Consider the following 791-nt stretch of genomic DNA (forward strand, 5'->3'; position numbering starts at 1 on the left):
GGTTCTGTTGCAAAGTAAAAAAGTATAGCTAACCACTAATTTATCATGTCAGTGTTCGCTTAACTTGCTAGCATGATGCTAATTTCGTGGCATGGCGAAAATCCGTAGATCTGAAGAGACCTGCGGTTCTTTTTATATAGAGCGTAAATACATTCAATACCTTTTAAAGTATTCTTTGCTGTATTGATACTTTGATACCTTGTCTTTCTTACTTTAATATGACGGTGATCTTGCTCAATGAGGTTATTCAGATATTTCGATGTACAATGACAGTCAGGTTTAAGTTTAAAAGCTTTAATTACTTTAGCCATTGCTACCTTCGTTGAAGGCGCCTGATCTGTAATTACCTTTTGAGGTTTACCAAATTGTTTAATGAGACGTTTGATAAACGCATATGCTGAATGATTATCTCGTTGCTTACGCAACCAAATATCTAATGTATGTCCCTCTGCATCAATGGCACGATATAAATAGCTCCATTTTCCTTTTATTTTGATGTACGTCTCATCAATACGCCATTTGTAATAAGCTTTTTTATGCTTTTTCTTCCAAATTTGATACAAAATTGGGGCATATTCTTGAACCCAACGGTAGACCGTTGAATGATGAACGTTTACACCACGTTCCCTTAATATTTCAGATATATCACGATAACTCAATGCATATCTTAGATAGTAGCCAACGGCTACAGTGATAACATCCTTGTTAAATTGTTTATATCTGAAATAGTTCATACAGAAGACTCCTTTTTGTTAAAATTATACTATAAATTCAACTTTGCAACAGAACCC

General features: G+C 34.4%; 1 protein-coding gene. It reads right to left on the reverse strand.

Annotated features, from left to right (window positions below; translation table 11 throughout):
- Positions 1-59 precede the first annotated feature (59 nt).
- Complete coding sequence (locus AB1J10_RS12600; RefSeq protein WP_001105987.1) at positions 60-734, reverse strand: IS6-like element IS257 family transposase; 675 nt, start codon at positions 732-734, stop codon at positions 60-62.
- Positions 735-791: the final 57 nt, after the last annotated feature.

Source organism: Staphylococcus cohnii species complex 1663 (assembly GCF_041008415.1).
Classification (GTDB): domain Bacteria; phylum Bacillota; class Bacilli; order Staphylococcales; family Staphylococcaceae; genus Staphylococcus; species Staphylococcus ureilyticus.